Here is a 22,438-nt window from a genome sequence, read left to right as displayed (position 1 = left end):
CAAGAAGCGCCCTTCGATGCTCATCCGGCTCTCGGCGGGAATCGCCCCTCGGGTCGAGGCTAGGTTCGCTACTGGTCGGGGCCGGAGACGCGTCCCATCTTGCCGCTGTAGACCAGCGTGAACCGGTCAGCCGGTACCACGATGTCAGCTGTCTCGACCTGCGTGTCCCCCGAGTAGTACGTGCGCTGGATCGTCACCAGGATCGAGCCAGGCGCGTGCCGTAGCCGCTCGCACTCCTCGGCCGTCCCAAGCCGTGCCCCGACCTCTTCCACCCAGTCGTCAATGGGCACACCGATGCTCAGCATGCGCTCGGCAACTCCCTGGCCAGCCAACATGCCGTCCTCTGGGAGCACGATCGGTGTACCGCGCGTGACCGCAAGCGGTTCCCAACTGGTCGAGAGCATGACCGGCTCCCCGTCGGCTGAGAAGACATAGTCAGTTCGAACCACATCTTCCACATCGCCTGTCGGTTCATCGAGGCCCAAGCGGTCGCGAATCTCCGAGGGAGCTTGGACCGTCTGCGACTCGTAGGTCCAGCCGGCCTCGCGGCCCTGCCTATCCATGTCCTGCATGAACGGTGAGCCATACGGCGTCGATCGGTACCACGCGCGGATGAGGCGTTGCGGCTCCCGAGGCAACCGAACGAACGTGCCGGACCCGGATCGCGCGACGGCGAGACCTTCGGATACGAGCACCTTCAGCGCCTCGGAGGCGGTGGAGCGCGAGATGCCGAGATCGGCCGCCAGCCCTGGCACGGAGGGCAGACGATCTCCTTCCTGCAGTTCCCCTGACCTGATGCGTTCGCGCAGTTGGTCGGCGACTCGCAGGTACAGATGGCGCTCGTCTTCTCGATTCACGCGGGTAGCTTGACAGCCTTACCGGGAAGCTTCAAGCTTATCGGTACGCAACGCAACCTACCCGAGAAGGTTTGGCGCGTGATGTATCGGCAATCTCTACCGCCCATCCCGAACAGCATCGACAGCGTAGGCGTCTGGGCACATGGCATCGCTCAAACCGAACGCCCTGATCTCGCACGCGACGCCGAACGGGTGGCCCGAGCCCTGGTATCCGCTGCCATTCGGCGCACCAAACAGGGTGAGTACATCTACGCGCGGATCGATGTGACTCATGACAGCCTGCGCATTGAGGTTCACGATCCGGGCGGTTGCGACTATGCCGGGGGCTTCGAGACAGCCGAACTATCCAGCGCAGCCACGTCCTTCGGTGCGTCTGGAGACCACACCGGGCATCGGGCGTGGGTGATCCTGCGTAGGCGCAGGGGAGGCACGTCATGACTGCGGGCATTGATGCGGGGAGCAAGGCGGAAGAGGCCGGCGCTGGGGACCCAGATGAGCACCCACGTATGACTTCCGCGTGCGAAGTCCTGGCTGATGACCTGCGTGGCGCCTTCAGACGCTTCTACGTCTGGCGCGACGCTCAGGGCGGCTGGCGCGCGAGGCCGCTGCCCAAGCTGACCCCTGAGGAGATCGCTTTCGGCATCCGGCAAGAGCTGGTGGCCGAAACACGGTTGGAACTCACCTTCGCGTGCACGTGGCAGCGTAGTCGCCGCAACGTCCATCGCTACCTGCAAGAGCACGCGCTTGAGAGGCCGCGCTTTGGCTCCTGACGCGCCTGCCTCACGTTGGGAGCCGTACCAGCGTCCCCCAAAAGATCGTATTCGGATCACCGAGACCTCATGCTGTGGAGCGTACGAGTGGGCCTGCCAGGGAGGACAGTTCCTCATACTCCGGGCCAAGCGTCCCGACGGCCATGAGGAAATCGGCAGAGGGCTCTATAAGCAGGCGCGTGCGGTCTGGGCTGTTCTCATCGCCGAGCACGCGCGAGAGCATCTGAAGCAGGGCATGGCCATCAGGCGTCGTCGGCAAAGAGCGCGTGACGAGCCTGCGGCGTTATCTGGCTCGTTCGCCTGCTGGGAGATCAGCACGTCCGTCGCGTAACCCGGTGTGCATAGGCCGAGAAAGCAAGAGTCGTACAGCGTCTCCTGGCTGCTCTGCGGGAAGGATGACTAGAGGCATGGACCCGCGAAGCTTCGCAGGTCCGGCTCTGTTCGCCCTACCCTGGAGACAGTGTGCCTCGGCGAGGGAGCGCGATGAGCAAGGCGACGGATGGCCCCACCTATGTGCGGATAGCTGATGACATCCGACGCGGCATTCGCGAAGGAGATCCGCCCGCCGGCGGAATGCTGCCCTCCGAGGCAGACCTTGCTCGTACGTACGGCGTGGCGAGAGGAACCGTTCGTCAGGCCGTCGCCGAGTTGGAGCGTACGGGACTGGTCGCCAGCGAGGCAGGCCGCGGACGCAGAGTGGTGGGAGACGGTCCGCTAGGCGCCAGCCGTGCTGCTTCGACCCAGTACGAAACGATCGCCGAGACTCTACGTAAGCGCATCGAGAGTGGCGAGCTTGCGCCCGGCCAGCAACTACCGGGCGAAGCGGTAGCCGCGGATGAGTACGGCGTCTCCAAGGGGACTGTCCGGCAGGCGTTCCAACTGCTTGCCTCTGAACAGTTGATTGCCGCCGTCCAAGGCAAAGGATGGTTCGTCGGTGGGCCCGACCATGCACGGACGCGCGCCGACGATGTTGCCGCAGTCCTGCGGCAGGACATAGCCAGCGGGGTGTTCGCCGTTGGCGCTGTGCTTCCCGGAGAGAATGTACTGGCCCAAGAGCGAGGCGTTGGTCGTGTCACTGTTAGGCGGGCGTTCGCGCTGCTAGAAGCAGAAGGGATAGTCGAGAAGCGGGCCGGAAGAGGCCGCGTGGTCAAGACGCTACCAAAGGGCTCCTAGTGACCGTGTTCCAGTCAGCCGCAGTCCCGTTCACCTCCCAGGAAGCACAGGCGACCCTCCAGGAGGCATGTAAGGTCGCCGGCCTCGCGAGCGAAGACGCGCGACTGATCCGCCTCGGTGAGAATGCCCTCTTCGTGCTGGCGGCCGAACGCATGGTCGTGCGCATCGCGCGGAGCCTGGACGTTCTTGACGATGCTCGCAAAGAGGTGGCCGTGGCCGCCTGGCTTCATGAGGCGGGACTGCCAGCGGCGCGAACGACTCATCACCCCCAACCTCTCGTTGTCAGGGACAGGCCCGTCACGTTGTGGCACTTCATCGACAACGGCGGCGGTCCCGCGACTTTGATCGACCTTGCCGAGGTCTTGCGGGCTCTCCATCGGATGCCGGTCCCTGAAGATCTGGCGCTGCCACAGATCGACATCCTTGGGCGCGTCGCGGAACGCATCTCCTCGGCCAATGTCCTCTCGGACGAGGAACGTCAGTTCCTGCTGAGGAAGTACCAGCAGCTCCGGACAGCCTATGTGGCCCTGCATTTCCCTCTCGCCGCCTGCGCCGTACATGGTGACGCTCACTCTGACAACCTCATCAAGACCACTGACGGCACCATCGTGCTGATCGACTTCGAGCGTTTCGCCTTCGGCCCTCCTGAGACCGATCTCGCAGTTACAGCCCTTGAACACTCCCTGGGCTGGGGTACCCGTGCCGAATATGACCAGTTCGCGGAGCGCTACGGCTTCGATGTCCTGGCATGGGAGGGCTATCCCGTGCTCAGAGACATCAACGAGTTGAAAATGACGACGTGGCTGATGCAGAACGTCAACGAAGACGAGACCATCGCTCGCGAGTTCCGTAATCGCCTTTTCTGCCTGCAGAATCCGGACACGCCTCGTCAATGGCGGGCTTTCTAGTCACCGAGGGAAGGGTATTTCTCGGCGATGAGAGTGTTGAACGCTCTGACCGAATCTTCGCAGCCGAAGCCCGCGAGGTCAGCTTTCAGGTCTCGAACGTACCGGAGATAACGCGCGGACTTGAGAGGGCCGGCGAGGTTGACGGCTTCAAGCGCAACCAAGGCGGCCTTCGCGGGCTGTCCCATGTGGACGTAGCTAGCTGCCTGTACGAGGCGGTCGAAGGCGAGCGTCCGCACGTACATCGGGTCACAGAGATCGACGGCCTGACCGACGAATTCCATGGCCTGTGAAGGGATCCTGAGGTCGCGATAGCAGTGCGCACCTTCGCTGGCCAGCTCCGCGGCGTCGAAGTAGCGTGACCACGGAGGGTCATCCTCCACATTGCGCTTGCCGAAATACTTCTCGGCTTGGAGCAACGCGCGTGCGCACTGGGCCTCGTCGTCGTTACCTGCGTGGGCCCGCGCTTCCATGGCGTAGAACAAGGCCATGGGCGTGGCGGTGGAGACGTCCTTGCACCCTTCCTGCGCTGCCCGTGCAAGCTGTATCGCTTGGTTGTAGCGGCCGAGGTAGTTAGCTTGATGGCTCATATCGGCGAGTAGCAGACCGCCCATCATGCGGTCACCCGACGCCTGTGCGAGGCGTAGTCCCTGGAGGAAATATCGCTGAGCGAGCCCATGTCTGCCCAGGTCGTAAGCCGTCCAAGCGACCAGCTCGGTGATTTCCGCAGCCGCCGCGTACAACGATCGTCCAACCGGCTCGGTGAATTTTCCGTTCAGCATTGGGACGACTTCGCGGTTGTAATACTGAATGAGCGCGGAACGCGCGTGACCGCCGCCGAACTGAAAACCCATGTTGGCGAAGATCTCGGTTGTCGCCCGGACCGCGTGGACGTCCCACACACCCACAGATGGCCGGGCATTCTCCCTGGCTTGATGCGGCTCAGGCCGCGACAGCAGCCACGCGATCAGAGCCTCACTCCAGGCGTCCGGCACGATCACGGACTCCAGCGCAACGGGATCATCGGCGAGGTCCCGCCGGGTAAGGCCCAGCAGCAGCCTTCCGACATCGGATATCCCGCCACCGTGCGCGAGGGTGGCTTCAAGCGTCTCCGGAGTGACGACGCTGCCCAAGCCTATGTCGTCCAGCGAGAACGTCACGCCGGCCTTCTGAGAGAGGGCCTCGGCGATGAATCTTGCCGTCGCCGACCGAGGCTTCACACCATCAAGCCAACGCTTGACGTCCACATGGGTGCAACTCAGGCCTATGCCGTCTTTCTGGGCAATTTGCCGCACTCGCGAAGCAAGTCCCGAATTTGAGCAATCCGCACGCCGCATAGCCTGCGCGAGCGCAACATTGGGCATTCGAGACACGTTCACCTCCACATATCCGCGCCTTCGCATCATGGCGCGGACAAGGCTTCCGCGGCTCGAACTCCACAAATTCGGTCTGGATGTTTCTCCTGGTCGAGAGCCAGATCACCCCCAAAAAGCACCTCCTGTGCATTCAGTCCCGGGGGCGATCACAGTGTTGCCGCAGCGCGCGGCGAGGAATCCTTGAGTCAGCAGGAACGAGCGAGGCGAGACCCGCAGGAACCCAACACGACCGGTGCCGTGGACTTGACTCTCAGTGACTGTACATGTTCTATGTCTCTTAGAACCTGCTCGCAGGTTCTCGAACTGAGAGGGCTCAACATGCTTGTCCGTCCGCGAAAGGTGCTCCCCACCGTCCTCACGATCTGCGCCGCCCTCTACGCCCTGAAGGACCCCGAGGGCGCGGCAACCATCGTCAAGGCGGCGGCGCACCTGATCATGAGCGCTTCTGAGTCGTTCGCACGGTTCGTCCAGACCGTCAGCAACTAACCGCAGGAAGAGAGACCCACCAGTGGCACACAACAGCAACCGCCCGATCCATCCGGCGCGTATGTCGCTCGCCGAAGTCGAAGCCACCTGGCGTGTGGACGGCGAAACGCCGCTTCCTGAATGCACCTACGACCCCGAGTTGCACACCGGCCCTCGGCTCACGATCGAGATCACCGAGGAACGCGCCGCTCGCGAGGCCGTCGCCCGCGAGGTCTGCGCCACCTGCCCGGCCCGGCTGTTCTGCGAGCTCTACGCACTGGAGACGCGTCCGACCTCGGGCATCTGGGCTGGCCGGACGCCCGCCGAGGTAGTCGAGCACGCCGCCGAGCTGGAAGACCTGGAGGTGGCCTGATGACAAGCCGTATCCGCGCCCGCTTCTGGGACCCGACCGGCGACCGGTACAGCATCCCCACCTACCCGTGGAAGATGGCCCCGCCGCACCTGCTCACCCTTCGCCAGCTCACCGCCGAAGGGCTGCGCCCTGGCGGCCAGGGAGTTCAGGCCCAAGTGCTGTGGTGCTCCCGCCGCTACGGTGCCCCCGGCGTCCGCACCGCCTACCTGTACGACGTCCGGTTCGCCCTGCCCAAGCGCACCGCGACCCTACGCCAGCGCCTTGCCTTGTCGAAGGCGAACGCCGCCCGCCGTACCTGCCCGGAGTGCCTGACGGATGTTGGGTACGTGCTGCCGCGCCACCTCGGCACCTGCCTCGACTGCGCGGAGGAGGTAGCCGCATGAACGCCCGTACCACCGCACCCCGCCCCCTCACCGAGGGTGAGCGGACAGCCGTAGCCGTCACAGCCACCGTTACCGGCGCGCTCGGCCTGATCGGGTTCATCAACAGCTTCGAGCGCGTCGCACACGCCGCCGGCCCTTCGTTCGGCTGGTTCGCCTGGACGGTCCCGCTCGGCATTGACCTGGGCATCGCCGTGTTCTCGGCACTCGATATCGTGCTGGCCCGCCTCGGCATGCGGGTGAGCTGGCTGCGGTTCATCCCGTGGGGGCTGACCGGTGCGACGGTCTACCTGAACGTGGCCGCCTACCTCAGCGCCCCCGGACCTACCGACTGGTTCGCGGTCGTCGCCCACGCGCTACTCCCGCTGCTGTGGGTCATCGCCATCGAGGTCGGTGCTCACGTCATCCGCAAGCGCGCCGACCTGGTCAAGCCCGATCACATGGCCGGGATCCGCCGTTCACGCTGGCTGCTTGCGCCGATGGCGACCGTTGCGCTCTGGCGCCGGATGGTGCTCTGGGAGATCTGCAGCTACCCCGAGGCCCTCGGACGTGAGCGCGAACGCGTCCTGGCCAAGACGGAGCTACAGGATCGGTACGGCCTGCTCTGGCGCTGGAAGGCCACCCGCCGTGAGCGAGCCCTGTACTACCTCGGCGAGCTGACACCCAAGAACATCCCGATCAAAGCAGAAGCCGTACGTGTCGATCCGGAGAACCTCCCCCCGGCCCTGCCGCCCGCGCCGCGCAAGCGCTCTGCCTCCAACCGCACCCGTACCAAGAAGTCCCTGCCGCCGACGCCGAACGTGGGTGACCTCGTCCCCCTTGGACGACGCGTTGCCGCTGATCTCAAGGCGCAAGGCGAGCCCCTGACCCGTGACCGCCTTCGAGACGCCATTCGCCGCGAAGGACAAAGCATCTCGACCGACCGCGCCGGGGCGCTCCTGTCGCGCCTGAAGAGCGAGGGCTCCGCGAAACAGGCGATGTCCGCACGTGAAGACGAGGCCGCCTGATGACCCTAAGCATCACCGACACGCACATGACCTCGGACGACTGCCCGAACGTGGCCGAACTTCGCGGCCGCCGCTGGAGCGTCACCGGCTACCCCGGACGCACCTTCGACCGCAACCAAGCCATCACCGCCATGCTGCTGGCCGAACTACTGGCTCAGCGCCCGTTCTCGGAAGACCGTATCGAACTGCTCGCCGCCACCTGGCGCGCCGAACTCGGCATCACCGAAGCGGACGGACCGCACACTCCGACCGCCACCGAAGAGCCCGCAGACCGACCGGACGAGCAGCGGTCCGACCGCGCATCGTCCCTGACCGCCACATGGGGCGCGGCCTCATCCGCCAAGACAACGACCGCGCCCCAGGACCCCGCGACCAGCAAGTCAAACGAGGTGCACACATCATGACCCACCAGCAGGACAACCCCAACCACGAGGACGACAAGAACCCGGACCGGTCCGCCGCCCCGGACCACGAGAACGGCAAGGACGCCGACATCGTCCACCTGGACGCCGCCCGCGCGGGACGTCAGCCTCAGAGTCCCGCCGACCGGTCCGAGCCGGACACCGAGGCCAGCCCCGCGAACGCGGACGGACCGGTCCTGGAAGGCGCGGTCGTCCGCGTCGACCAACCCGGTCCGACCGCAGCGGACTGGCGGACCGCGCTGGAGGCCAAGGCACGCAGCCGACAGCCGATCGTCCCACTGTGGCTGCGCTCCCGCGCCGAGGCCGTCGAGAGCATCAAGTGGATTGGCCTCCACTACCTGCACGTGGCTGGATACCAAATCTCCCGCGTACCGCTGTACGGCGGACGACTGACCGCACGCGCCCCGCGAGGGTTCCTACGCCTGGTAGGAGGCGTCATCAAATGGACCTTCGACCTGGAGGGCGAGCCGGTACGTCTGGCCGCCGTCCAGAAGGCCGACCCCGAGGCGTACCTGAAGCTCAGCAGGCAGCGAGACTCTCGCGTACGGCTACGCGCCCTGGTCTCCATCGCCGCCCTCGTCACGTTGTTGATCGCAGGCGTCATCGTGGCCGACCAGACGAACCCCGTGCAGTGGATGGCGCTCGCGGTCGCCATCGCCACGCTTGGCATCCTCGGCAAGCCCGCCGACCGGCCGCTGATCAACCGCGCGGTCGTATCGTCCACGGTCGAGAAGCTGACCAGCGACATCGTCGTGCGCTCCCTGACCGTGCTCGGCATCGCCGGCATCAACCAGGCCATCGCCAAGAACCCCAAGGACGCCATCCGGTTCGTCGCCCCGATCACCCGCGACGGCCCCGGCTGGCGCGCCGACATCGACCTGCCGTACGGCGTCACCGTGGCCGACGTGATGGACAAGCGCGACCGCATGGCCTCGGCACTACGCCGCCCGCTGGGCTGCATCTGGCCCGAGGGCGACTCAACCATCCACGAGGGACGGCTGATCCTGTGGGTGGGGGACAAGGATCTGTCCAAGACCGTCATCAAGTCCCCACTGCTCAAGGCCAGCTCGCACGACGTCTTCAAGGGCATCCCGTTCGGCTGCGACCCGCGAGGCCGCGCCATCGTCGTACCGCTCGTTGAGCAGAACATCCTGATTGGCTCACAGCCCGGCCAGGGCAAGACAGCCTCGGTGCGGGTACTGGCCTCCGGCGCGGCCCTCGACCCGACCGCCGAACTGTGGATCCACGAACTCAAAGGCACCGGTGACCTCGACCCGCACGAACAGAACTGCCACCGCTACGTCTCCGGCATCGAGGACGAGGCCATCGGCTACGCCGCCGACTCGCTGACGCTGCTCCGCAAGGAGGTCATGCGCCGCGCCGCCGCCCTCAAGGCCCTGCCCCCGGACCTGTGCCCGGACAAGAAGGTCACCCGGCAGATCGCCGACAAACGCTCACTGGGACTGCATCCGCTGGTCGCCATCTTCGACGAATGCCAGAACCTGTTCGCCCACGCCGAGTACGGCGACAAGGCAGGCGATGACGCCGAGTTCATCATCAAGCTCGGCCGCGCCCTCGGCGTGATCCTCGTGCTGGCCACCCAGCGCCCGGACAAGGACAGCCTGCCCACCGGCATCAGCGCGAACGTCACCATCCGGTTCTGCCTGCGAGTCGCCGGCCAGCTCGAAAACGACATGATCCTCGGCACGTCCGCCTACAAGAACGGCATCCGAGCCACCGTCTTCCAGCCCAAGATGGACGCCGGTATCGGCTACCTGCTCGGCGCAACCCCGATGCCCAAGGTGGTGCGCACCGCCTACCTGGACACGCCCGCCACGCAACGCATCGCCGACCGCGCCCACGCGCTACGAGCCAGCACGGGAGCACTGAGCGGGCACGCCCTCGGCGAGACGCCTGAGCAGCACGCGCCCACCTTCGACCTGCTCGCCGACATCCTGGCCGTGGTCCCGCCGTCCGAGGCCAAGGTCTGGAACGAGACGATCGTAGATCGCCTTGCCGAGCTGCGGCCCGACGTCTACGGCCCGTGGGAGCGCCTGGAGGGCGGCGCGAAGACGGCCCAGCTCACGACGGCGCTCAAGCCGTACGGCATCAAGACCATGCAGGTGTGGGGCACGCCCGAGGGCGGCGGCAAGGGCGCGAACCGCATCGGTGTAGCCCGAGACGACATCACCACGGCAGTGACACACCGTGATATCGGCAGAGGTTCCAGCGCCGCCTCATAGGCCCCGATCGCCTCTAGACCTAGAGGCAGACCCCTCTAGGTCTAGAGGCCCGCCTAGAGCCTAAAACGGCACTCGACCTGCGCTCTAGTACCTAGACCCTGACCTGCGGAAACCCCGGAAACGGCCCTGGAGGCCCACATGGCCACTGCCATCGCTCTTCTAGCAGTCTGCCTACCGTCAATCACTCTCAGTTACATCATCGTCTGCCTGGCGTGGCCCTGGGGCCGCTGCATCCGATGCCGCCCCGGCGGCAAGAACCGCACGTGCCGCGCCTGCGACGGCACCGGCATGCGGCCCCGCCTCGGCTGGCAGCTCTACGTCTACGCCCGCCGCCTGTACCGCGACGGCAGCCACTGACCCAGTCCCACGGAAGGAAACCCGCCATGTCCGGCGAGACCACCATCACGATCATCGGCAACCTGACCAACGAGCCCGAACTCCGCTTCACCCAGACCGGTACGGCCGTCGCCACCTTCACCATCGCCTCAAGCCCACGCACCTACAACAAGCAGCTTGAGCAGTGGGAAGACGGCGAAGCCCTGTTCATGCGCTGCTCGGCCTGGCGCGACCTCGGCGAGCACATCTGCGAGTCCCTCACCCGAGGCACCCGCGTCATCGCCTCAGGACAGCTCCGGATGCGCACCTACGAGGCCAGCGAGGGCGATCACCGCACCGTCTTCGAGATGACCGTGGACGAGATCGGCCCGTCCCTGCGCTTCGCCACCGCCAAGCCCGCCAGAGCAGCCCGCAAGCCGCCTACCAGCCACAACGGCAGCACGCCCGACACATGGGCCACCACGGCCCCAACGGGCGACAAGCCGCCGTTCTAGCCACGCTCACGCATCACCGGGATACGGCCTCGGCGACCAGCCGCCAAGCACAACCGCCGAGGCCACCCACCCCGATCACGAGGAAAGGCACTGCCAGCATGGCACCCACCAGCACCCGTTCCCATCGCTACACCCGAACGACCGCACCGCGCCCGCCCCTTGAGGACCTCAACCACCTCGGCCGGGGTCGGCTCACGCTCGACGTGCACGCCGCCACCCCATTGGACGCACTCATGCGCGTCCCTGCCGAGGGCTACCGTCTCCGGTTCCTTGCGGCCAAGGAGGCGTCCAATGGGGTGGCCTGACCTGACCCGCGCCGCCCTGGAGGCCGCCGCCCGTGGCTGGTGTGTCTTCCCGCTCACCCCGCGCGGCAAGAAGCCGTTGCGCGGCTTCACCGACTGGGAACAGCACGCCACCGCGGACACCGACCGCATCGCCGCCTTCTGGCCGCACCAGCCGTACAACATCGGCATCGCCTGCGGCCCGTCCCGCCTGGTCGTGATCGACCTCGACCAGCCCAAGCCCGGCGAGCACCCACCCGCCGACCTCGCCCAGCATCACCCGCAGAACGGAGAGCACGTCTTCCGCCTGCTGTGCGCTGAGCATGACCAGCCGTACCCCGACCACACGTTCACCGTCCGCACCCGGCGCGGCGGCACACATCTCTACTTCACCCCGCCTGAGGGTCTACGGCTGCGCAACAGCGCAGGTCACAAGGGCGGGCTCGGCTGGCTGATCGACACCCGCGCCTGCGGTGGCTACGTCGTCGGCCCTGGCAGCCACGTCAGCCAGCCGGACGGCACCGGCCCCTACGAGATCACCAACGACCTACCATCCGCACCGCTCCCGGCCTGGCTCGCCGAGGCGCTCACTCCTGCCACGCCACCCTCGCTCAGCGCCGCTGACCTACTGGCCAGTCTTCCCGATCACCGGCTGACCAAGTACGGCGAGGCCGCACTACGCGGCGAGATCGAACGCGTGGCCACCGCCCGACGCGGCACCCGCAACCGTGCGCTCAACACCGCCGCCTTCAACCTCGGCCAGCTCGTCACACGCGGCGCGCTGCCCGCCGAGGCGGTCATCACCGCCCTCCAGGCCGCCGCCGAGAACGCGAACGCCGGAGGCGATCCGAACCCGCCGCGCGAGATCGCCGCCGTCATCGCCTCGGGCCTGTCCGCAGGCATGAAAGCCCAGCCACGCCGTTGCAGGGCCGCATGAACACCACGCAAGGAGCACCGTCCATGAACGACCGCACATCCACCGGCGCCGCTCTGCTCGACCGACTACGCGCCGCGCTCACCCGCTACGTCATCCTGCCGAGCTCCGAGGCCGCCGACGCTGTCACCCTGTGGATCGCCGCCACCCACGCCCAGCCCGCATGGGCGCACGCACCACGCCTAGTCATACGGGGCCCGGAGAAGCGCTGCGGCAAGTCCCGGCTCCTGGACGTGGTGGAGGCCACCTGCCACGAGCCGTTCATCACCGTCAACTCCTCCAGCGCCGCCGTCTACCGCTCCATCACCGAAGACCCGCCGACCATGCTCGTGGACGAGGCCGACACCATCTTCGGTCCCAAGGCCGACGGCAACGAAGACCTGCGCGGCCTGCTCAACGCCGGGCACCAGCGCAACCGCCCGGCCAAGCGCTACGACGCCGCCACCAACCGCGTCGAAAGCATCCCGACCTTCGCCATGGCCGCACTCGCCGGCATCGGCGCGATGCCCGACACCATCGAAGACCGCGCCGTGGTCATCCGCATGCGCCGCCGCGCCCCCGGCGAGAACGCCGCCCCGTATCGACACCGCCGTGATCGGCCCGCGCTGCGTGATCTGGCCGCCGATTTGAACCTGTGGCTCCGCGCTGACCTGTCCGTCTTGGAAGCGGCAGAGCCCAGCATGCCGGTAGAAGATCGCGCCGCCGACACCTGGGAGCCTCTCGTCATCGTCGCGGACCACGCGGGGGAGAGCTGGCCTGATCGCGCCCGCGCCGCCACGTTGACGCTCACCGCCGAGGCCGACGACAACGGCCAGACCTCAGCCCGAGTGCGCCTGCTCGCTGCGTGCCGCACCGCGTTTGGCCCCGACACCGCGCTACCTACCTCCGTCTTGCTGGAGCGGCTCAAGAGCGACCCCGAGAGCGAATGGGCCGACCACGGCCCTGCCGGACTGACCGCGATGAAGCTCGGCACGATGCTGCGCGAGTACGACATCCGCTCGGGCAACATCCGCTTCCCCAACGGCATGCAGGCCAAGGGCTACCAGCGGGCCGACTTCGCCGACTCCTGGGCCCGCTACTGCCCCGCCCTCGGACCCATCCCAGAGGCCGATGTGGTGCCGATCGACAGGGAGGGCCGTCCCAGCCGTCCCAGCCTCGTCACCGCAGGTCAGAGCGGGACGGCTCCCATCGCCGGGACGGCATGACCCGTCCCGCCAAAACAAGCCGTCCCAGGCTTGACCTGCGGAAATGACCCTGGGACGGCTGGGACGGCTTACCCCTCCACAACCACCTATGAGCACCCTCGGCGACCAGCCGCCAAGCACAACCGCCGAGGCATCACCCCGCACCGATCACGATGCCCGAAAGGCAGTCACCACCATGCCAACGCGCCCCAAGACCATGCTCACCATCGCCGAAGTCCTCGACGAGATAGACGTTCCGAAATCCACCTTCTACCGCTGGTTGAACACCGGCCGCGGCCCGAGGTCTCTGAAACTCCCCAACGGCAAGCGCAAGGTCCGCCGCTGCGACCTGGACGCCTGGCTCAGCACCTTCGAGCAGACCGCAGCCTAGGAAGGGGGCAACATGCTGACCCACGACGTCGTGATCTGGAGTATCCGCAACCGTAAGGGCCGCGCCAAGCCGTACCAGCTTCGATGGAAGGTCGGCACAGAGCCGAAGTCCAAGGCGTTCCTGACCAAGGCGCTTGCCGATCACTTCCGCGCCGACCTGCTCAAGGCCGCAAAGAAGGGCGAACCCTTCGACACGCTCACCGGCCTGCCCGCCTCCATGACGAAGACGGAGCAGGCGACCCTGAGCTGGTACGACTTCTGCCGGAAGTACGTGCGCATGCGCTGGAAGAGCGCCGCCGCCAAGACCCGCGAGAGCATCGTAGACAGCCTCACGGTTGCCACGTTCGCCCTCCTGACCGACGGGGCTTCCGGCCTCTCCAAGAAAGAGATCAGAGCCGCGATGCAGTGGGCCCTCATACCGCGCCAGGAAGATGAGGCGGCCCCGCCTCATCTCGACTACGCCGTTCGCCTACTCCAAAAGGGCACCATCAACGTGAGCGACCTCGCCGACCCCATCGTGGCACGCAAGGTCTGCGAGGAACTCACGCTCACTCGCGACGGCAAGCGCGCCGCGGCGGACACAACGGCCCGCCGACGCCGCGGCCTCAACACCGCTCTTGAATACGCGATCGACCTCGGCGAACTGGCCGAGAACCCGCTCAAGCGAGTCAAACAAAAGAAGGTGGCCAGGGACAACACCGTTGACCGGCGATGCGTGATCAACCCCGCCCAGGCCCGCGAACTCCTCGTGAGCCTCTCCTACGTTGGGAGTTGGCATCGCGGGCGCGGCCGCCGTCTCGTGGCGTTCTTCGCCACGCTCTACTTCGCCGGCCTCCGCCCGGCCGAGGCGATCGGGCTCCGGGAGACCGACTGCTTTCTGCCGGAGGAAGGATGGGGATTGCTCACTCTCGAAGTCACTCGCCCGAGCAGCGGCAAGCAGTGGACCGACAGCGGGGCCGTGCACGACCAGCGCGGCCTCAAGCAGCGAGAGGAGCGCGGGGTTCGGCCCGTGCCGATCCCGCCGGAACTGGTTCACACCCTGCGAGTGCACCTTGAAGAGTTCGGCACGGCCCCGGACGGGCGGCTGTTCCGCAACGAGAGAGGTGGCGTCCTCGGCGCCTCCACCTACTCGCGGGCCTGGGAAGAGGCCCGCCGCTTCGCCTTGACCCCGCAACAGGTCGCCTCACCCCTCGTTGGCAAGCCCTACGACCTGCGCCACGCCGCTCTGTCCACATGGCTCAACGCAGGCGTCGACGCGACGGTAGTAGCGGAGCGCGCGGGCAACAGCGTGGAAGTCCTCCTCAAGCGGTACGCCAAGTGCCTCGATGGGCGCGACAGCCAGATCAATCGCCGAATTGAGGCCGCCTTTGAAACATGATCAAGTTCAATCGGTGCGGATCTGAACCATGCCCTCAAGCGATGAGGGCGTGGTCAGCGAGGGCCCCTTGGGCCCGAGTACCGGAAGCGGGGCGGCGTGCGCCACGAGGCGCTGTTTGACCGTGCGGAGGTGGAAGGCCTTCGCCGATGGCTCGTCGTAGCGGGTCGTGTGAAGTGGGAGGCAGCCTGATCCCGGAGGCGTGGGTGAGGGCGGGAGCAGCCTCGACGACGTCAGGGCGTGCCGGTACTGCCGGACGGTGCGGGCCTGGTTAACGAGCGGGAAAGGTGTACGCGAGGAACCAGTGGTGTAACGCCCTTTAAGGCTTCCACCAGCTCAAATCTGGCGTATATGGGCTGGGTCGCGGTGCGTACCTGCCGGACGGTGTCTGGTGGGAAACTCCTGGGCCGGTTGTCGCGCTTGGCCGGGAGGTCCTGGTGAAGGTCTACGGCGTAGCCAGGGCGCCGCCACGACGCCGAGCAGTTGAGGGAGCAGGCGGCCACGGTACTGGCCCCGATGGGCTTGCGCTTGTCGGAGGCCAAGACCTTGGTCACCCACATCGACGACGGGTTCGTCTTCTTGGGGCACCACATCCAGCGGCGCCGCAAACGAGGAACCCAGAAGTGGACCGTCTACACCACCTATCCGAGCAAGAAGGCGATCAACACGGTGATCGCCAAGGTGCGGGCGCTGATTCACCCAGGACAGCCTGACCTGAGAACCCTGTTGATCCGCGTGAACGCGGTGATCCGGGGCTGGTGCAACTACTTCCGGCACGGCATGTCGTGGCGGAAGATACGGATCCGGCTGCTCAACAACGGCTGGGAGATCTCCGCACTGGGAATCGTCTTGCTGGACGCGGCATCGATCCCGGTCACCCGGTATCGCTGGCGCGCCTGGGACATCCCGACACCCTGGTCACGGCGAACAGAACCATCCCCAGCGGCGTGAACCTGTGGAGAGCCCGGTGCGGTGAAATGTGCGCCGTCTAACTCGGCGCCGGATCGCCCCCGCAGGGGGCAGAGGTTCGGGAGGAGGTGACCTCTGGGCCACCCGCCTTACCTGAACGGGAAACCGGGAGGGGACAAGAGCATGGCGGGAAAGCGCGGAGTGCCGTGAAGACGCCGAAGGCACGGTCGTGCAAGGCCCGCGTGATAAGGCGAAGGCCAGACTGCTTGAAACCCAGTCTCCAGCGGTGCAAACGTTCACACCTCCCGACACGGCGTCTGTTGTCGGGGCCGTCGGCATAGGGCGATTCCGACTTTCGTCGTCTTCAACCCTCCCGGCCGGCGGGCGACGGGCAACGAGCCCGTTCAAGGGGACGGACCGGGACGCCTACGTCACGCTCGATACGTCTGGCGCATAGAGGAATTCGGGATGGCCTACGGGGCGCGAGCCCTAGGGTCACGGAGGGTCCGTAGTAGTCGCAGGAGTCACGCCCTGCCAGGGAGGACGGGAGAGCCGTCCACACGGGCGAAGGGACCCAGGCGCTCAAGATCAAGGAACGGTGAGGTACGCGAGATGCGAGACGCCGCAACCGTGCTGGAGATCAACGAAAAAGAGCGCTGGAGAGCCAGCTGCTACGGAAAGCGGGCACGGCTGGTTCGGAGGGGGGCCGTCGGAAAAGGACCAGGTCAACTGGCACCTCGTCGGCGGCCTACCCTACCGCACGCCGGGTTCGGAGGGCGGGCCGGAGAAACGGACCAGTCGCAAGGCTGGCACCGCGCTTCGGTCCGACCCCACAGAAGGGCTGAGAGGTGGCTTCGGTCAGCAGAAAGCCTCCCCGCGTGCTGCAACAGCGACACGATCTCTGTGGGAGGCAGGCTTAGGCCGCTTCTGCGACGAGGTCTCCGCCGTTGCGGATTGAGCTGTCACGGGATGTAACGCCAGCATGGAGCAAAACGATGATCTCTATGAGATCACCTCTAGTCATGAGAGCTGTCCGTCGAATGCTGATACGTGCCTAATAGCCTTGTTTGTCTACATCGGAAGGCGTTCTCTGTATGAGAGTAGAGGGCTACGGCTTTTGGGCGGACGTATGTGGGTTGTGCGGAAGCCCAACGATTGTCGGTGGCGAGGGATAGTCTGTCGGCTATGTTCAAAAACCCCGAAGCCTACCGTCGTCAAATCCACTGTTCAGGTATCAGCGCAGATAGTGCTTATTGCGGCCCAAATCTGCTCGCACGCGAGTTAGCGTACCCGCCTGGGCCCGCCTGTGCGCACTCGGCTGTAAGTGCGCCCCGGTGCGCTGATGGTGGAAAGACATTAGCTAACCTAGTGCCCTGTTCCATCAAGCTAGACAAGGCGCAGCAATAATGGCGCGCGCACCTAGGACATACGCAGCGGTCTCTCTGTTTTCGGGTTGCGGAGGTATGGATCTCGGAGCGGAACAGAGCGGCCTAGCGAGAGTTGTTTGGGCTAATGACAACGAGCATTGGGCTGTAGAAACGTACCGGCGGAATCTAGGCAAGTACGTTGTCGAAGCAGACATTACGGAGTTACCAGTGCCTGACGTCCCCTGCGATATCTTGCTAGCCGGTCCTCCTTGCCAAGACTATTCCACGTTGTGGAACCACGACGGGCTTAAGACTGCCCGCGGTAACCTCTTTCGGCAGGTTGCCCGCTTTCTCGATTCGCTTCGGCCGGCAGCTTTCGTTGTCGAGAACGTACCTGGGCTGCTATCGGCAAATCACGGAGCTGCATGGGCCTTAGTTCGCCACGCGCTTCGCGCTCCATCGAACTTTGTAGGAGGGCAACGCGACACCCCGGGTCCCCGCTATGACTTATCTGCACAAGTTATCGACATGGCAGATTGCGGCGTACCGCAAAACAGAGAACGACTTATTGTTATTGGCATACGCCGCGACCTCGGCGTTCGCCCGCCTGTGATTCCTGCCCCATATGCGGGCCGCCATATCACAGTGAGGGAAGCATTAGACAGAGACCCTTTGCCGGATAATGCTCCTAACCATGAGCGTGGACTTGATAGTCCGGAAGTGGTAAAACGGCTAGAGATCATTCCGCCAGGCAGCAACTACGAGGTAATACCTCAAGGCCATCCGCTCGCTGTACGGGGGCTAATAAGTCACGTGTATCGCAGACTCGCTCCCGACAAGCCGGCCTACACCATGATTGCGGGCGGTGGGGGCGGAACGCACGGCTATCATCATGCGGAACCGCGCCGACTCAGCAATAGAGAGAAAGCTCGCCTGCAGGGTTTTCCGGACGACTTTATCTTCGAAGACGGGAGCCCCAGGACGCGCAGTTCTGCATACGTGCGCGTGCGCCGCCAAATAGGTAATGCTGTGCCCCCACCAGCTGCGAAAATAATAGTAGAGGCTGTCGCTGCCACATTGATCCAAGCGGGAGTTCATGCGAGGTCGGCGGCAGAAATCCTGGCTGCACGGCGAAGCTCTCAGGGTAAGAAGGGGAAAATCGAGTGACCGTTCCAGTCGATCCCATATCTACTGAACTTCCTGTGGTTAGAGCGCTTCGATCTCTCTCGATCTTCAGCGCAGATCAAGGTGGCGCCTATCGCGAACACTTTGCGCTGCTCGCAGAAACACTGGGCCGTGATATCGACACGAAGCTTGGACGTCATGTGACGACATGGGCGATACAGGCGAACCCCGGTGTGATGATTCTCACTGGGAACGCTGGCACGGGTAAAACCGCCATCGCCGAATGCTATTGCCAAGCCTTGGACCGTTCCCTGCCAAACTCTGATGAGCTTATGGAGGTATCGCCGGGCCGCTGGGTGGTTAAAGATCTATCCGGCCTGCCCTCATCTGCCGCAAGAGAGGCAACCTTACGGCGTGCTTTGATAGATGCGAAGCAGGATTCCGCGCAATTTCTCATCTGCGCCAACGAAGGTGTACTTCGTGACGTGCTCAATGTCCTAGATCTACCCGCTTTCAAAGACGCGGTGGAGCGGGCTCTGCGTACCGGAGCTTTTCAGACGGACGGGGTGACCGTCGTTAATGTCAATCGGCAACGTCCCACTGCCGAAGGGCTTTGGCAGGCACTACTGGATTATCTGACCAGGGAAGACATGTGGGACGGATGTGCCGATTGCCCATTAGACCGCGGGGGGTGCCCTATGCGGAGCAACGCGGCGGCCCTCCGAGACCCTGGTATCCGTGCACAGCTCAGAACCCTGGTTCGTCTCGGGGTGGGTGATGCTGTGCCGACAATGCGAGAGACTCTCGCCATCCTGTCGTGGGCCATAGTCGGCGGGCAAGGATGCCCGCAAGTTAAAGCGGCTGTGAGAGATCTGGACAAGGATGCCTTTCACGCGACAAGCGGATATTTTACGCGGGTGATGGGTGGCGGGCTGTCTCCAGAGGTGGTTGAGCGATCGCCCCTGCTGTCAAGCATCCGTGGGTCCGGCCTGGGAGAAGTCAGCGATCTGGAGATCGACGGATGGTTGCGGGACACTACAGGTGCTCCTGACGATGTTCGACGCTTGGCTGGTGATCCGCAGGTGCTAGAGCAGTCGCCTAACGAGTCTGACGCGCGCGGCCTGGCGGGGAGTAGGTCGCCGCTTGATCGGGTCCGCACTAAGCAGGGCACGATGACTTTTCATTTCCTCGGTGAGACCGTAAGCACCAGCGAAGATCCAACGAAGGTCGAGGACGGCCTCGATGCCCTCGTAGCAGGAGACGGCCAGAGCAATGCACCCGCGCAAATGCTATGGCGCCAGCGCTTGTATTTCGAGGCGGCCCACGTTCTCGGTGGCCATACCGGCGCAGCCCGTAGGTTGTTGAGCTACCGCTACTTGCCGGACTTGATTGAGCTTGCTCACAAGGCTGCGGATGGCGGTGACACGATGCTGGAACTGACGGAGATAGTACGAGGGCTAAACTTCCTTGTCACCGGCTTCTCGAGTCCGCACGAAGGGCTCGTGGTCCCCGATCCCGCTTGTCTCTTCGCTCGAGATCCCGGAGCCTTCCGCCCTGCGCGGCCCTCGCTCGTACACGGCCAAGTCCATATCGACCGGCTTGCAATAGCTGTACCAGACAGAGGTCTGGTTCAAGATCTCCTCGACGTGGACCACGTCGACGTGGACCTCACGGTGGACGATGACCGTGCTATCGCGCTTCGGATTCGTCCTCAGATGTATGAAGCCATTCGTGAAGCGGCTGAATTCCAGGGGCCTGTCGGGCAGGGCGTCGCGGAGATGAACGACCTGAGGGGATTTTACGGAAGGGTGGCTTACGCGTCTGCCGCAGAACAGCACCTGAGAGTAGCAGACCCGGAGTCCAGTCCGCCCGCGCTTGTACGCGTCAACCTGCCTTACTTCTCAAACAAAGGGGCGTCCTGATGGCAATACGACGCCTCGCCCCCGGTCAAATAGCAAAGGCGCTTTTTGGGCTTGATCCAGATAGAGACGAGCGCGCCTCCCAACTGTGTGCTGAGACGTTACTGACGCTGGCGCAGAACAACTATGAGGTCCCAAACGCGACGGATGAGCTGAGGAGCCCAAAGAAACAGCGATTTGCCCTGCGCAGCTTAGCGCTTGGTGTCAACTTTTTAGCTGGCCGTGATACGGGGCGCGCTGGGGACGATTCTATGGCTCCCCAACTCTATGGCAAGAAGCTAGCTGACGGTGATGACTTGCGCAGTAGTGCAAATCTCAAACTTGCACAGGCTGCTCTCCAAGGGCTAATTGACCCCGACACACAAAAGGGTCAGCCTGGAGCATGGCTGCTAAGGCCATTTCATGAATCACTTCTCTGGTATGACGCGCGACGGTCGAGTGCCAATAAGGCGGAGTGGTCCGTCCGGAAAGTTTACATGCGTGGCAGTGGTGTAACCTTGGCCCGTCTGCTTATGGACCCAAGAGATGCAGAAGCTGCCGCAATAGGACGATCCGCCGTCCAAGAGATGAAAAGAGTCCTGACAGGGCCTAGCCCCCTTGCCGACGTGAGCAATCGGCTGGAAGCAGCCCTCCCCTCTAATGAGACGTACACTCGATCGCCGGACACGGAGGACGACGAAAAGGAGTCCTGGGAGCAGGGACTTAGTCCCGTGCTGCAACCGCTAGCATCACGTCTGTGCCGTCATGCTGAGGGCGTCATGCTGCAGGGAGGGGCGAGTGGCCCGGCTCGTCTATGGCAGCTCCGGACAATACTTGCGCTCGACTTAGCCATGCATGCCCTGCAAGTCGTGTGGGAAGCGACGCGGACCCCACACGAGGATAGATATCTTCTGCTGAGTTTCGGTGGTGCAGCTCGCGCGCAAGATAGGGTGCGGCAGCGTTCAGAAGAATCCTACCGACGTGCCAGGATCCGCCTCAGCGAGGCCACGGTGATCACGTTAGCTCAGATGATGCAAAGACTTGCCCGCGAAGGGGTGACGAGTTGGGCTGCTGAGTTCGAGCCCAGAAGTGGTCTTGGAGGGGCAGAATCGGAGAGTGTCGCATCACAGCTGCAGAAGATGCCGGCAAACACTCCCACGGACGAATTCCTGCGTCTGGCACGTTCGGCAGTAGAGGTGGCAGGTTACGGACGTTCAGAAGATGCTTTTAGGGTCTTGTTGGAATCGATCGGGCTTCTTGCTGGTCGGGGAGGTTACCGTTATCTGACAGCATCTCCCGACCTGCTAGGAGCTCTAGTCGGTGCGCTCTCAAGCCGTATGCCTATGTCTAGTAGCGACTTCTTCGCAGCGGTTCGACGGGAATGGGGTTTTGTGGTCAACCAACATTCGGCCGCGGAGACGAGCCTCGCGGGGCAGGTCGATGGCGCGGACCTCGAACGTAACGCGCGACGGGCCGAACACCTGATGAGTGGCGCGGGACTGGCCCTCGGGCTCTCTGATCGAACCACCGTCGTTGGCGAGCGAGCTAAAAGGGGGCAGGCGTGAGCCGTCGACTTGGTTCTGCTCTAGCGGAGCACATCCGAAAGATGGGAGGACTTTCGAAGTTCGTTCTCATCGAAGGGGTGCCTATTTCATTGGCGGGAGGAATGGTTGACGCATGGGATGACGATCTCCCCCATCTAGCCATCGTGTCCTCCACGCCAAACCGTTTCGGATCGTACGCCTTGATAGGGTCGGCGACTGGGCTTCGCAACGGATACCCTCAAGGCGTCGTGCTTGTGCTGTGTGAAGGTCATCAGGTGCCCGACAGGAGCGGCCTTAACCTGTTTGAGAATTTGGCCCCTGGAAGCCTTCTTGACTCTCCAGAAGGGCTGGTTCTTCTAGCTCGGCAAAATCCTCCAGCAGCACTCGATGGAGCTGCAAGGGCGGTTCGAGAAGCCATTATTCGCGCGAACCCCGCCACGCGTCCCAGTGCGGCTGCCGTAGCCGATTATTTCGATCGTCTTGGATCCGGAGGGAGTCCGCTTGCTAGCCTGCCTGTGCTCGGTGCGTTTGCTGACATAGCAACTGGCGATCGAGTCGATGCGGACCGTATCGCCGATAATCTTGCACTTGCTTCTCGCAGGACGAGCGACGAGGTGCTACGGCCGAACG

At 64.4% G+C, this 22,438-nt stretch carries 22 protein-coding genes; 20 read left to right on the top strand and 2 right to left on the bottom strand.

Annotated features, from left to right (window positions below):
- Positions 1-68: 68 nt before the first annotated feature.
- Complete coding sequence (locus ACFPZ3_RS60740; protein WP_379523555.1) at positions 69-857, bottom strand: GntR family transcriptional regulator; 789 nt, start codon at positions 855-857, stop codon at positions 69-71.
- Here ACFPZ3_RS60740 and ACFPZ3_RS60735 point away from each other — a divergent pair.
- From ACFPZ3_RS60735 to ACFPZ3_RS60720, 4 genes are all read left to right on the top strand, one after another.
- The gene (locus ACFPZ3_RS60735) at positions 834-1,295 is read left to right on the top strand and encodes a hypothetical protein (protein ID WP_379523554.1); all 462 of its coding nucleotides are present in this window, start codon (positions 834-836) and stop codon (positions 1,293-1,295) included. The genes ACFPZ3_RS60740 and ACFPZ3_RS60735 overlap by 24 nt on opposite strands.
- Complete coding sequence (locus ACFPZ3_RS60730) at positions 1,292-1,627, top strand: hypothetical protein (RefSeq protein ID WP_379523553.1); 336 nt, start codon at positions 1,292-1,294, stop codon at positions 1,625-1,627. The genes ACFPZ3_RS60735 and ACFPZ3_RS60730 overlap by 4 nt, the downstream gene beginning before the upstream one ends.
- Before the next feature lie 483 nt (positions 1,628-2,110).
- Positions 2,111-2,800, top strand: a complete 690-nt coding sequence (locus ACFPZ3_RS60725; RefSeq protein WP_379523552.1) for a GntR family transcriptional regulator — start codon at positions 2,111-2,113, stop codon at positions 2,798-2,800.
- A complete protein-coding gene (locus tag ACFPZ3_RS60720; RefSeq protein WP_379523551.1) occupies positions 2,800-3,708 on the top strand; it encodes a phosphotransferase family protein in 909 nt (302 codons plus the stop codon). Before ACFPZ3_RS60725 ends, ACFPZ3_RS60720 begins: the two co-directional genes overlap by 1 nt.
- On the opposite strand, the gene ACFPZ3_RS60715 is transcribed toward ACFPZ3_RS60720, so the two are convergent.
- Positions 3,705-5,000 carry a hypothetical protein gene (locus ACFPZ3_RS60715; RefSeq protein WP_379523550.1) on the bottom strand — a complete coding sequence of 432 codons (1,296 nt, stop codon included), beginning with the start codon at positions 4,998-5,000 and terminating at the stop codon, positions 3,705-3,707. The two genes, ACFPZ3_RS60720 and ACFPZ3_RS60715, sit on opposite strands and share 4 nt — an antisense overlap.
- A gap of 399 nt (positions 5,001-5,399) precedes the next feature.
- Here ACFPZ3_RS60715 and ACFPZ3_RS60710 point away from each other — a divergent pair, with 399 nt between their 5' ends.
- From ACFPZ3_RS60710 to ACFPZ3_RS60635, 16 genes are all read left to right on the top strand, one after another.
- Complete coding sequence (locus ACFPZ3_RS60710; protein WP_379523549.1) at positions 5,400-5,567, top strand: hypothetical protein; 168 nt, start codon at positions 5,400-5,402, stop codon at positions 5,565-5,567.
- Positions 5,568-5,628: 61 nt separating this feature from the next.
- On the top strand, positions 5,629-5,919 hold the full coding sequence (locus tag ACFPZ3_RS60705; RefSeq protein WP_379523548.1) for a WhiB family transcriptional regulator: 291 nt from the start codon (positions 5,629-5,631) through the stop codon (positions 5,917-5,919).
- Positions 5,919-6,302, top strand: coding sequence for an RRQRL motif-containing zinc-binding protein (locus ACFPZ3_RS60700; RefSeq protein ID WP_379523547.1), 384 nt, complete (start codon positions 5,919-5,921; stop codon positions 6,300-6,302). The genes ACFPZ3_RS60705 and ACFPZ3_RS60700 overlap by 1 nt, the downstream gene beginning before the upstream one ends.
- A complete protein-coding gene (locus tag ACFPZ3_RS60695) occupies positions 6,299-7,306 on the top strand; it encodes a DUF2637 domain-containing protein (protein WP_379523546.1) in 1,008 nt (335 codons plus the stop codon). Before ACFPZ3_RS60700 ends, ACFPZ3_RS60695 begins: the two co-directional genes overlap by 4 nt.
- Positions 7,307-7,332: 26 nt before the next feature.
- Positions 7,333-7,710: a hypothetical protein gene (locus ACFPZ3_RS60690; RefSeq protein WP_379523545.1), complete on the top strand. Its 378-nt coding sequence runs from the start codon at positions 7,333-7,335 to the stop codon at positions 7,708-7,710.
- Positions 7,707-9,971, top strand: a complete 2,265-nt coding sequence (locus ACFPZ3_RS60685; RefSeq protein ID WP_379523544.1) for a cell division protein FtsK — start codon at positions 7,707-7,709, stop codon at positions 9,969-9,971. Before ACFPZ3_RS60690 ends, ACFPZ3_RS60685 begins: the two co-directional genes overlap by 4 nt.
- Positions 9,972-10,109: 138 nt before the next feature.
- Positions 10,110-10,328 carry a hypothetical protein gene (locus tag ACFPZ3_RS60680; RefSeq protein ID WP_379523543.1) on the top strand — a complete coding sequence of 73 codons (219 nt, stop codon included), beginning with the start codon at positions 10,110-10,112 and terminating at the stop codon, positions 10,326-10,328.
- A 26-nt stretch (positions 10,329-10,354) separates the two neighbouring features.
- Positions 10,355-10,801 (top strand): single-stranded DNA-binding protein, encoded by a 447-nt coding sequence (locus ACFPZ3_RS60675; protein WP_379523542.1) that lies wholly within the window; start codon positions 10,355-10,357, stop codon positions 10,799-10,801.
- Positions 10,802-10,899: 98 nt separating this feature from the next.
- Positions 10,900-11,106: a hypothetical protein gene (locus ACFPZ3_RS60670; RefSeq protein ID WP_379523541.1), complete on the top strand. Its 207-nt coding sequence runs from the start codon at positions 10,900-10,902 to the stop codon at positions 11,104-11,106.
- On the top strand, positions 11,093-12,019 hold the full coding sequence (locus tag ACFPZ3_RS60665) for a bifunctional DNA primase/polymerase (RefSeq protein ID WP_379523540.1): 927 nt from the start codon (positions 11,093-11,095) through the stop codon (positions 12,017-12,019). Before ACFPZ3_RS60670 ends, ACFPZ3_RS60665 begins: the two co-directional genes overlap by 14 nt.
- 23 nt (positions 12,020-12,042) lie before the next feature.
- Complete coding sequence (locus tag ACFPZ3_RS60660) at positions 12,043-13,221, top strand: DUF3631 domain-containing protein (RefSeq protein ID WP_379523539.1); 1,179 nt, start codon at positions 12,043-12,045, stop codon at positions 13,219-13,221.
- A gap of 88 nt (positions 13,222-13,309) precedes the next feature.
- On the top strand, positions 13,310-13,591 hold the full coding sequence (locus ACFPZ3_RS60655) for a helix-turn-helix transcriptional regulator (protein WP_379523538.1): 282 nt from the start codon (positions 13,310-13,312) through the stop codon (positions 13,589-13,591).
- Between the two features lie 12 nt (positions 13,592-13,603).
- Complete coding sequence (locus tag ACFPZ3_RS60650) at positions 13,604-14,968, top strand: tyrosine-type recombinase/integrase (RefSeq protein WP_379523537.1); 1,365 nt, start codon at positions 13,604-13,606, stop codon at positions 14,966-14,968.
- A gap of 513 nt (positions 14,969-15,481) precedes the next feature.
- Positions 15,482-15,916, top strand: a complete 435-nt coding sequence (locus ACFPZ3_RS60645; RefSeq protein WP_379523536.1) for a group II intron maturase-specific domain-containing protein — start codon at positions 15,482-15,484, stop codon at positions 15,914-15,916.
- A gap of 1,364 nt (positions 15,917-17,280) precedes the next feature.
- Positions 17,281-18,408: a DNA cytosine methyltransferase gene (locus tag ACFPZ3_RS60640; RefSeq protein WP_379523535.1), complete on the top strand. Its 1,128-nt coding sequence runs from the start codon at positions 17,281-17,283 to the stop codon at positions 18,406-18,408.
- Complete coding sequence (locus ACFPZ3_RS60635; protein WP_379523534.1) at positions 18,405-20,288, top strand: P-loop NTPase family protein; 1,884 nt, start codon at positions 18,405-18,407, stop codon at positions 20,286-20,288. The genes ACFPZ3_RS60640 and ACFPZ3_RS60635 overlap by 4 nt, the downstream gene beginning before the upstream one ends.
- Positions 20,289-22,438 lie beyond the last annotated feature (2,150 nt).

It is taken from the genome of Nonomuraea insulae, assembly GCF_042656245.1.
This window is presented reverse-complemented; position numbering and strand designations above follow the sequence as displayed.

Excerpts from the sequence above, each read along its gene's own strand:
- ACFPZ3_RS60735 (WP_379523554.1), top strand. The coding sequence starts at position 834 with ATGGCGCTCGTCTTCTCGATTCACGCGGGTAGCTTGACAGCCTTACCG.
- ACFPZ3_RS60730 (WP_379523553.1), top strand. The coding sequence starts at position 1,292 with ATGACTGCGGGCATTGATGCGGGGAGCAAGGCGGAAGAGGCCGGCGCT.
- ACFPZ3_RS60725 (WP_379523552.1), top strand. The coding sequence starts at position 2,111 with ATGAGCAAGGCGACGGATGGCCCCACCTATGTGCGGATAGCTGATGAC.
- ACFPZ3_RS60710 (WP_379523549.1), top strand. The coding sequence starts at position 5,400 with ATGCTTGTCCGTCCGCGAAAGGTGCTCCCCACCGTCCTCACGATCTGC.
- ACFPZ3_RS60705 (WP_379523548.1), top strand. The coding sequence starts at position 5,629 with ATGTCGCTCGCCGAAGTCGAAGCCACCTGGCGTGTGGACGGCGAAACG.
- ACFPZ3_RS60700 (WP_379523547.1), top strand. The coding sequence starts at position 5,919 with ATGACAAGCCGTATCCGCGCCCGCTTCTGGGACCCGACCGGCGACCGG.
- ACFPZ3_RS60695 (WP_379523546.1), top strand. The coding sequence starts at position 6,299 with ATGAACGCCCGTACCACCGCACCCCGCCCCCTCACCGAGGGTGAGCGG.
- ACFPZ3_RS60690 (WP_379523545.1), top strand. The coding sequence starts at position 7,333 with ATGACCTCGGACGACTGCCCGAACGTGGCCGAACTTCGCGGCCGCCGC.
- ACFPZ3_RS60685 (WP_379523544.1), top strand. The coding sequence starts at position 7,707 with ATGACCCACCAGCAGGACAACCCCAACCACGAGGACGACAAGAACCCG.
- ACFPZ3_RS60680 (WP_379523543.1), top strand. The coding sequence starts at position 10,110 with ATGGCCACTGCCATCGCTCTTCTAGCAGTCTGCCTACCGTCAATCACT.
- ACFPZ3_RS60675 (WP_379523542.1), top strand. The coding sequence starts at position 10,355 with ATGTCCGGCGAGACCACCATCACGATCATCGGCAACCTGACCAACGAG.
- ACFPZ3_RS60670 (WP_379523541.1), top strand. The coding sequence starts at position 10,900 with ATGGCACCCACCAGCACCCGTTCCCATCGCTACACCCGAACGACCGCA.
- ACFPZ3_RS60665 (WP_379523540.1), top strand. The coding sequence starts at position 11,093 with ATGGGGTGGCCTGACCTGACCCGCGCCGCCCTGGAGGCCGCCGCCCGT.
- ACFPZ3_RS60660 (WP_379523539.1), top strand. The coding sequence starts at position 12,043 with ATGAACGACCGCACATCCACCGGCGCCGCTCTGCTCGACCGACTACGC.
- ACFPZ3_RS60655 (WP_379523538.1), top strand. The coding sequence starts at position 13,310 with ATGAGCACCCTCGGCGACCAGCCGCCAAGCACAACCGCCGAGGCATCA.
- ACFPZ3_RS60650 (WP_379523537.1), top strand. The coding sequence starts at position 13,604 with ATGCTGACCCACGACGTCGTGATCTGGAGTATCCGCAACCGTAAGGGC.
- ACFPZ3_RS60645 (WP_379523536.1), top strand. The coding sequence starts at position 15,482 with ATGGGCTTGCGCTTGTCGGAGGCCAAGACCTTGGTCACCCACATCGAC.
- ACFPZ3_RS60640 (WP_379523535.1), top strand. The coding sequence starts at position 17,281 with ATGGCGCGCGCACCTAGGACATACGCAGCGGTCTCTCTGTTTTCGGGT.